Source organism: bacterium (genome assembly GCA_040753555.1).
GTDB lineage: Bacteria > UBA9089 > UBA9088 > UBA9088 > UBA9088 > JBFLYE01.
In genome coordinates, this window is record JBFMDZ010000083.1 from 1 (window position 1) to 9,134 (window position 9,134).

The following is a 9,134-nucleotide window of genomic DNA, read 5'->3' on the forward strand; positions in this document are numbered from 1 at the left end:
GCATGCTTCACTTTCTGCATCACTTAATTTGGCAATAAATGCGGATTTATATCGCCTTTTCCTCCATTCCTCTGCAATATTTGCACATACCGAACGGGATGACCTTCGGATTTGATCAACTAAGGAATATCTCTCTTCTATTGGAAAAAACTTTGTAATATTAAAAATTTCCATAGCTGTATTCATCGCATTTTGATAAACTTTTAAGTCTTTATAGCTTTGTATTTTTTCACCCATTCTCCCCTTTTTCTGTGAAACGGAGAAATTTCTCCCCTTCTTAAGATTCTTCCTTTCTCCCCTTCTCCCTCTCTCCAATTCATCCATTCTCCGTTTCTCTCTGTAATGACTGAATAGTTACAAATAATTTCGTATTTCCTATTCCCAGATCCCCATTCTCTATTTTTTAGCTCAAGTAAAATACAAAAAATGCCGATAAAAAAGGTAGGATGATTATTATTTATCTTTTGTTTCCAGCTCTTGTATTTTCCTGGCAGATACAAACAATAGATGATTCCCCTGACGATGTTGGTGCGTATTCATCCATTGCTTGTGATTCTTCGGGAAAACCCTATATTTCATACACAAACCTTACAACAGGAGGCTTAAAATATGCCTATTTTAATGGCTCTTTCTGGACTACAAATACAATAGGAACAACAGGCTCTGTTGGTTATTATACATCCATTGATTTAGACAGCAGCAATAATCCCCACATAAGCCATTACAATGCAACATCTCAAAGGCTTTTATATACAAAAGGCATTGGCACAACAAGCTTAATTGTTGACCAGCCTTATGTAGGAAAGTTTAGCTCCTTAAAGATAGATACAGAGCAATATCCTGCAATAAGCTACTATGATGAAAGAAACAAAGCCTTAAAATTCGCATTCTGGACAGGTGGTTATTGGGCAACATCAACCGTAGATTATGCTTTAAATAAAGACAGGGGAAGGTTTTCATCCCTTTTCCTTGTAGAGGATAGCCTTCCCTGTATGACATACTACGATGCAACGGATGGCGATTTAAGGTTTGCCTTTTGGAATACAACAACATGGGGCTCAAGAACAATAGATACAATAGGCGATGTCGGACAATATTCATCTCTCGCTGGAAATAGCGGGTCTTTGCATATTGCTTACTATGATGTTACAAATGCAAATTTAAAATATGCAATAAACCCTGATGGAACATGGACATTATATACAATAGATTCCCTTGGCGATGTTGGAAAATATTGCTCTTGCTCAATAGATGGCTCAGACACGGTATGGATTTCCTACTACGATGCAACAAACAAAGATTTAAAAATAGCCTATGGAAGTAGTAGCTCTTGGGCAAATGAGACAATTGATTCTATTGGCGATGTTGGAATGTATTCATCAATTGTAATACACAACAACATTGTCTATATATCTTATTACGATGAAACAAATGGCAATCTTAAATATGCAACATTGGGGACAGAAACGGCTCCTTCTTCACCGTCAAATCTTTCAGCAACAGCTATTTCATCTTCAACAATAAACCTTGCTTTCAATGACAATTCTACAAATGAGCTTTGGTTTGTAATTGAAAGGGGCTCTACAATTACATCATTTTCTTTTATTGGAACAACAACACAAGGCACATACACAGATTCTTCTCTTTCAAGTAATACAACATATTACTACAGGGTTTGTGCCTATAATTCTTTTGGGACATCTTCCTATTCAAACATAGCCTCTGCTACAACCTTTGATATTCCTCCAATCGCACCATCTAATCTACAAGCAACCGCCACTGGCTCATCAACAATTGACCTTTCCTGGAATGACAACTCAAGCAACGAGCTTTGGTTTGTTATAGAAATGGGTTCTACAATCACAGCCTTTGTTCTTATTGGAACAACAACACAAAGCACATACACAAGCACAGGGCTTTTAGCAAGCACAACATATTATTATAGGGTTTGTAGCTATAACCTTACAGGTGGACAATCAGGATATTCAAATATAGCATCTGCAACAACATTTAATATTATCCCAAATTCTCCATCAAGCCTTACAGCAAGCGCTGTTTCAAACTCAGAGATAAACCTTTCCTGGTCTGATAATTCAAATAATGAGCTTTGGTTTATTATTGAAAGGGGAGGAACAATTACAAGCTTTTCTTTTGTAGGAACGACAACCTCATCTACCTATTTAGATATAAACCTCCTTTCAAACACAAGATACTATTACAGGGTAGCATCCTATAATGAAATTGGGACATCCTCTTACTCAAATATAGCCTCTGTAACCACTGGCTCAACAACCCTCTATCTTTCTCCATCATATCTTGTAATTGGCTCTGGTTCTATAGGAACCGTCAATGTAATGGTAGACAATGTTTCTAATGTGGTTGGTGTATCCATTTATCTCTCATTTAACCCGCAGGTTCTTTCTGTCTCAACAATAACGCAAGGGAGCTTTCCATCGGGTGCAAGCCTTTTATCCTCCTCATTCAATAATGCATCGGGAACCCTTATATATGCCTCTTCCCTATTCTCTGGTTCTGCAACGGGTTTTGGAACAATAGCATCCATTGCGTTTTATGGAACATCTGGAACATCTGCAATTTCCTTTGAAATATCAACGAATTCTACTATAGAAAAGACAAATCTTATAGACAATCATGGATGCTATATTCCATTTAATGTTATAAATGGTTCTGCATCAGTAAGTATTCCAGGTGATGCAGATGGAAGTGGTCAGGTAAATCTTCTTGATTTTTATATCTTAAGAAGCGAATTTGGACAATCAGGACCAAATCTTGCCTCTGATTTTAATCACGATGGTACCGTAGACCTCCTTGATTTCTATATATTAAGGCAGAATTTTGGAAGCATAAGGGTCAAGGGTCAAGGGTCAGGGGTCAGGGGTCAGGATAATGTTGTATTGTCTATTGAGCCAGGGAAGGAGGCGTTTAATGTAAAAATATCAAATGTATCTGGCTTAATCGGAGGCTCAATCTATCTCTCTTACAATCCAAGCCTTGAATGTATGGAAATAGAAAAAGGAGCATTTATTGATGGTGCAGCAATTCTTCAAAGCGTCTATGAAAATGGAAGCATAAGCTTTTCCTTTGGATTTCTACAAGGAGAGGTAGGAGGAAATGGGACATTGCTTGTGGTAAAATTTAAAGAGAAAAACCCAAATCTTGTTATCCTGCCCCAAACAAGGCTTATGGATAGAGATGGGGCTTATATTCCCTATAAAATTTCAAATGAAAATGTTTCTATGGTTAAAATAGAACCATCTGATTCCTCTATATTTATAGATGGAACAAAGACAATAGGGATTTTTATTAAAGCCCCTTTTCTCATTGGAGCAAATATTGAAATGGAATATCCAGGCGATAAATTAGAGCCTTTACATATTCAAAATGGAAATTTTTCTGATGTATTTTTATTCTCAACAAGCACAGGAAAGATTACCATTATTGGTGCAAAGCTGGGAAGCCCAACACAGGGTTTAATTACATTGGCAAATATAACATTTAAAGCATTAAAGGAGGGAACGGCAAGCTTATTATTCTCTTTGGTAGACTTACGAGACTCAACTAACACAAAAATTGCAGCAGAGGGTTTTTCAGGAACAATAACAATAAGAAAATATATTACAGGAGACCTGAATAGGGATGAAAAAATAGATTTTGATGACCTTATGCTAATTACATTAAATTGGAAGAAGGAAAATATAGAATATGACATAGGTCCAGCATCTGGAATTCCACCAGACCTTATTTCAAGCCCTGATGGAATAATTGATTTTGAGGATTTAATGGTATTTTGCTTGATGTGGAATTGGCAATATAGGGTCAGAGGGTCAGAGGGTCAGAGGGTCAGAAGGTCAGAAGGATTGGTTTGGATGGAAAGGGAAGGGGATGAATTTGTTGTAAAGTATTCTGGATTTTCCAATATAATGGGCGGAAATATTACATTTAGCTTTGATGGAGAAGCCTCTATAAAAACAGAGCCTTCTATCATATCCCTTCCCTTCATAGAGGGAGGAAGAATGGGTTTTGCCTTCGCCTCTCTTCCCCTTCTTTCTTCCTCTGGCATTATTGCAAGGATAAGGGCAGGTAATTTAAAGATTGAGGATATAGATATAAGGGATAATGAGAATAAGAAGGTTAATGTCCAAATTCAGGAGGAGATAAAGCCATTAAGCCTAAATAATGTTATTTGCTATCCAAACCCAGCAAAGTCTACTGATAAGGTTTTATTCAAATACCTACCATCCAATACAACAATAAGGATATACAATATTGCAGGGGAAGAGGTATTTGAAAAGGAAAATTTTGATAATAATCCAAAATGGGAGATTAAAAACATCTCCTCTGGCGTCTACATCTATGTCCTATCCAATGGTAAAGATAAGAAAATAGGAAAGCTCGGCGTTGTAAAATAATTGGACATAAAAGGGCTTTTTAGAGGCATCATCAAAGACTACGATAGAATGAATGCGATTATGAGCCTTGGGTTTCATAATCGCTGGCGGCTAGATTGTGTTAAAAGAGCAAATCTTCAAGGAAAAATTTTGGATATTGGGTGTGGAACAGGAGATTTTTGTCAAAAAATAAAAAAATGCAAAGATACAAGGGTTTTTGGGATGGATGTTTTAGAGGATATGCTTGAGGTAGCAAGGAAAAAATGCGAGATAAACCCTATTGTAGGAAACGCCCTATTTCTTCCATTCAAATCTTTAGTATTTGATGGAATAACGCTTGGCTTTGTCTTAAGACACATTGATATTCAAAGCTTTTTAAAAGAGGCAATGAGGGTATTAAAGCCCTGCGGAAAACTTGTAATCCTTGAGCTTTCCTTTCCAAAACAAAGGTTTATAAGATTTTTCTTTAAAATCTATCTTTATAAAATCATTCCCTTCATTGCAAAGCTCTTAAGCGATGAGCCTTCTTACAGCTACCTTGGAGAATCCCTGAAGCATCTTCCAGAAATTGAAGAAATAGAGGAAATGGCTTATAAAAGTGGAGCAAAAAATGTAATGATAAAAAGGTTTATGTTTGGCTCTATATTCTTTCTTCTTGCTGTAAAATAATTATAGTTTTTGGTTTACTTAAAGTATAATATGCGTATGAAAGCCAGGTTAATCGCCAATCCATCCGCTGGTCAGGGAAGGGCAAATAGGCTTTTGTCTCCTGTGATAGAAAGGCTTAAAAAGATGGGTTATGATGTGGATATAGCCCTTACATCCAAAGAGGGGGATGGTATCAAACTTGCCAGAGATGCAGTAGAAAAAGGTTTTGAATTGATAGTTGCAGGTGGAGGAGATGGCACACTTAATGAGGTTATTAATGGTATGGTCGGCTCTCCTGCTATTCTCGGGGTAATTCCTTTAGGCACAGTTAATGTTTTCTGTCAAGAGGTAGGGATTGGCCTGGATTCATTGTCTGCCTGTGATTGTTTAAAGGAGGGAGAAATAAAAAGGATTGACCTTGGTCTTGCTGGAAATCGCTATTTTATCCTCTGTGCTGGCATAGGATTTGATGCCCATGTTGTCTCAGAGCTTGAGAAAGAGTTTAAACGGATTATGGGTGCATTGGCTTATCCAATAAGTGGCTTAAAATCGCTTTTTTCCTGGAAACCAACTAGGATGCTTATCTCAATTGACGACCAGCCTTTAAAGCGGAAGGGCTTTTTGGTTGTTATAGGAAACATTAAAGCCTATGCTGGACCAGAGATTAGCGTTACGCCTCTAGCCTCTCTGGATGATGGCTGGCTTGACCTCTGCATCTTCAAAAAGAGAACAGCTTTAGACATCCTTCGCTACACATTAGGTGTTATTACCCGTTCCCATACAGAGTTTGAGGATATAGAATATTTTAAGGCTAAATATGTAAAGATAGAGGCAGAAGAGCCTGTTCTTGTCCATACGGATTGTGAGGTAATTGGGACAGTGCCAATGGAATTTTCAATTGCACCCGCAATACTTCCTGTTATCCTTCCTTCTGAAAAAAAGCAATGAAGATAAGAATACAAAAATCAATTGCTCTATTCATCTGTTTCTTTTTTATAAGCTGTAAGATAAATGAGCCATCCACAGAGAAGGCTTACGAAAAAAGGTTTAGCCAGAGGATAAACCTTGCAGGAATAGATAATATGGCTAAAATTAACCAAAATCTTTACCGTGGCGCCCAACCAACAGAGGAGGGGTTTGCTGGTCTTAAAAAATTAGGGATTAAAACAATTATTAACCTGAGATCTTCTGATAGTAATGAAGAAGAATGGTGCAAAAAGCAGGGATTGAGGTATTATCATTTGAAAATGAGCCCATTTGAAGCCCCTGAGCCTGTTCAAGTAAAATATTTCTTTCAGATTGTTAATGAGCCAAAAAATCAGCCTGTTTTCTTCCATTGCCAATTGGGAAGGGATCGTACAGGAATGATGGCGGCTTTGTATAGAATTATTTATGATGATTGGAGCAATAGCGAGGCATTATCAGAAATGGATTATTTTGGCTTTCAGATTATATTAGATGAATTAAGGAGATATGTTAAGGATTTTGATAAGAATCTATTGAGAGAGCCTTCTTATAGACAAGGTAAATGAAGCCACCCACCAGGGCTTTAAAAAGCTCTAAGGAAGAGACCAAAAGACCAAGGGAAAGGGCTATATTTTTATTTACACCTACCAGGTAGAAGAGGAATGTATATGTTCCTTCGCGTAAGCCAATGCCATTTATGGATATGGGAATAGAGCTGATAAGATAGACCAGAGGAATGAAGATAAAAAAATAGAAAAAGGAAACCTTCATACCAAGGCTTAAAGACAAGATATATGGGGTAAGTATCCAGATAAAGGTGGTTATGAAGGAAAGGGCCAATGAAAAAACGAATTGACTTTTATGATGACTATAAAGCAAAATAGCATTGTGCATTTTACAAATAGCATTTCCAATTACAGGATGGAAGCGATGGCTATGACGAACAATCTGCCAATAGCAGATAGAAAACAGGAAAATAAAGACAAGGATGAAGAAGATGATTTTTGCCAAATAATTTATCAGGCTTAAGGTAAGGATTTTATATCCAAGATAAAGAAAAATGAGAAAAAATGTGGTCATTCCTATAAATTCGGTGAATCTGGTTGTCATAATTGCAACAGCTGATTTGGTGCCAGAAAAGCCCTTTTTTTTCAAGATATATGTCTGGAAAACATCACCTCCTATGGTTCCTGGAAGAAAATTGGAAAAAAATGCACCAATTATTTGGTAGCAAAAGGTTTTATAAAAGGAAAGACATATCCCCTGGATGGATAGGAGCATTTTAAGTTTCAAGGAGTTTATAAAAACAGTCAAAAAGAGGATAAAAGGAGAAAGGATAATTAAGGGAATATTAGCCGTTTTGATAATCCTCCCTATCTCTTTCAGGTCTGCTTGATAAAGAATGATGGTCATTAAGCCAATACTTACTATAATTTGAATGATTCTTTTTTTCATTGGTCTTAAATTTTAAGGGATAGGATTAAAAAAGTCAATGCATATTGGTCTATTTACAGATACATACGATGAGGTAAATGGTGTTGGAATGACCTTGCAGAAGCTCTCCTCTGCTGCTTGCAAAAATGGAATATTTTTAGAGGTATTTTGTCCGGGCATACTAGGGAAAAATGACCCTCCCACCATTACAGAAAAGATGGGCACAGTAAAGATACATAGATATAAACCCATAGCCCCACTTCCTATTTATTCAGACCTTTCCTTTGACCTGAAATTCTTAAGAAATAGAATTATCACCTATTGTGAACAGGCCGGGTTTGACCTTATCCATACAGCTACCCCTGGTTCAATGGGTCTGACAGCCCTTTTTGTAGCCCATACCCAAAAAATACCCATTTTGGGCTCATATCATACCTCCCTTCCACTTTATGTGAAAGCAAGAATTCAGCAGGTTTTAGGAAAACTTGGTTTTACTGGAAAAAAGGAGGAAAATGTTACCTGGCAGTATATGATGTGGTATTATGGGCAATGTAAGCTGGTTTTGGCTCCATCCCTTGACACAAAAAGGGAATTGGAGGAAAGATTTAAGGTGCCAATTGAAATATTTACAAGGGGCATTGATACAGAAAGATTTAATCAGGGATACAGAAAGGAGGAGATAGTAGAAAAATATGGTATTAAAAGGCCTATTGCACTCTATGTAGGAAGGGTCTCTTGCGAAAAAAATCTTAATCTCCTGGTGGATATATTCGCCAGGAGAAATGAGCCTGCGTTAGTTGTGGTTGGTGATGGGCCATATCTTGATGAAATGAAAAGGTCTTTGCCCAATGCCTTATTTTTGGGTTTTTTGAAAGAAAAAGCCCTTTCAGAGATATATGCCTCATCTGATTTCTTCATTTTTCCCTCTATAACAGACACCTTTGGCAATGTAGTTTTGGAGGCATTATCCTCTGGCTTGCCAGCAATAGTTTCAGACCAGGGTGGTCCAAAGGAGCTAATTATTGATGGAGAAAATGGGTTTGTAGTTAAGGGAAATGACCCTGTTTCTCTTGCTGAAAAGATAGACCTCCTTGCAGAAAATAGCGAATTAAGAGAAAAGATGTCAAAAAATGCCATAGAATATGCTAAGGCAAGGTCATGGGACAATGTTTTTTCCTCCCTGTTTGCTACATATCAAAGAATAATAAATGAAGCTCCTTGACCTGACTAATTTTTATGGAAAGCAGAGTGGCGGGGTAAGGACATATCTTGATAAAAAGGTAACTATTCAGTATATCGTATTTTATATGTTTGGCTGTTTTAAAATTCATCCATTCTATAATAAATCCCAAATCCCAAGTTCAAATGTCAAAAAAATGTCCAATTTCCAATGTCCAATATCATTTCAAATTATTGGGATTTGGACATTGGGATTTCATTTGTCATTGGGATTTGGACATTGGGATTTTTATTCTTTGGCTTCATTATTTTCCTTAACATTATCTAAACATATACATTCCTTATTTCCCTATAGGGTGAATAGTTACATAAATTGTAACTATTCAGTATATCGTATTTTATATGTTTGGCTGTTTTAAAATTCATCCATTCTATAATAAATCCCAAATCCCAAGTTCAAATGTCAAAAAAATGTCCAATTTCCAATGTCCAATATCA

At 36.8% G+C, this 9,134-nt stretch carries 7 protein-coding genes; 5 read left to right on the forward strand and 2 right to left on the reverse strand.

The window, feature by feature from the left end:
- Nucleotides 1-237: four helix bundle protein (locus tag AB1630_07665; protein ID MEW6103670.1), on the reverse strand; the 237-nt coding region annotated here is incomplete at its 3' end.
- A gap of 209 nt (nt 238-446) precedes the next feature.
- Here AB1630_07665 and AB1630_07670 point away from each other — a divergent pair.
- The 4 genes from AB1630_07670 to AB1630_07685 are packed head-to-tail and all read left to right on the forward strand — an operon-like array spanning nt 447 to nt 6,589.
- Nucleotides 447-4,430: a T9SS type A sorting domain-containing protein gene (locus AB1630_07670; protein MEW6103671.1), complete on the forward strand. Its 3,984-nt coding sequence runs from the start codon at nt 447-449 to the stop codon at nt 4,428-4,430.
- Nucleotides 4,431-5,078: a ubiquinone/menaquinone biosynthesis methyltransferase gene (locus AB1630_07675; protein MEW6103672.1), complete on the forward strand. Its 648-nt coding sequence runs from the start codon at nt 4,431-4,433 to the stop codon at nt 5,076-5,078.
- Nucleotides 5,079-5,114: 36 nt separating this feature from the next.
- Nucleotides 5,115-6,005 (forward strand): diacylglycerol kinase family protein, encoded by an 891-nt coding sequence (locus AB1630_07680; GenBank protein ID MEW6103673.1) that lies wholly within the window; start codon nt 5,115-5,117, stop codon nt 6,003-6,005.
- On the forward strand, nt 6,002-6,589 hold the full coding sequence (locus tag AB1630_07685) for a protein tyrosine phosphatase family protein (protein MEW6103674.1): 588 nt from the start codon (nt 6,002-6,004) through the stop codon (nt 6,587-6,589). Before AB1630_07680 ends, AB1630_07685 begins: the two co-directional genes overlap by 4 nt.
- Here the strand turns inward: AB1630_07685 and AB1630_07690 are convergent.
- A complete protein-coding gene (locus tag AB1630_07690; GenBank protein ID MEW6103675.1) occupies nt 6,534-7,478 on the reverse strand; it encodes a lysylphosphatidylglycerol synthase transmembrane domain-containing protein in 945 nt (314 codons plus the stop codon). The genes AB1630_07685 and AB1630_07690 overlap by 56 nt on opposite strands.
- A 37-nt stretch (nt 7,479-7,515) precedes the next feature.
- On the opposite strand from AB1630_07690, the gene AB1630_07695 reads away from it, so the two are divergent.
- Entirely contained in the window at nt 7,516-8,679 is a 1,164-nt protein-coding gene (locus tag AB1630_07695) for a glycosyltransferase family 1 protein (GenBank protein ID MEW6103676.1), read from the forward strand.
- Nucleotides 8,680-9,134 lie beyond the last annotated feature (455 nt).

Excerpts from the sequence above, each read along its gene's own strand:
- AB1630_07685 (MEW6103674.1), top strand. The coding sequence starts at position 6,002 with ATGAAGATAAGAATACAAAAATCAATTGCTCTATTCATCTGTTTCTTT.
- AB1630_07690 (MEW6103675.1), bottom strand. The coding sequence starts at position 7,478 with ATGAAAAAAAGAATCATTCAAATTATAGTAAGTATTGGCTTAATGACC.
- AB1630_07680 (MEW6103673.1), top strand. The coding sequence starts at position 5,115 with ATGAAAGCCAGGTTAATCGCCAATCCATCCGCTGGTCAGGGAAGGGCA.
- AB1630_07670 (MEW6103671.1), top strand. The coding sequence starts at position 447 with ATGATTATTATTTATCTTTTGTTTCCAGCTCTTGTATTTTCCTGGCAG.
- AB1630_07695 (MEW6103676.1), top strand. The coding sequence starts at position 7,516 with ATGCATATTGGTCTATTTACAGATACATACGATGAGGTAAATGGTGTT.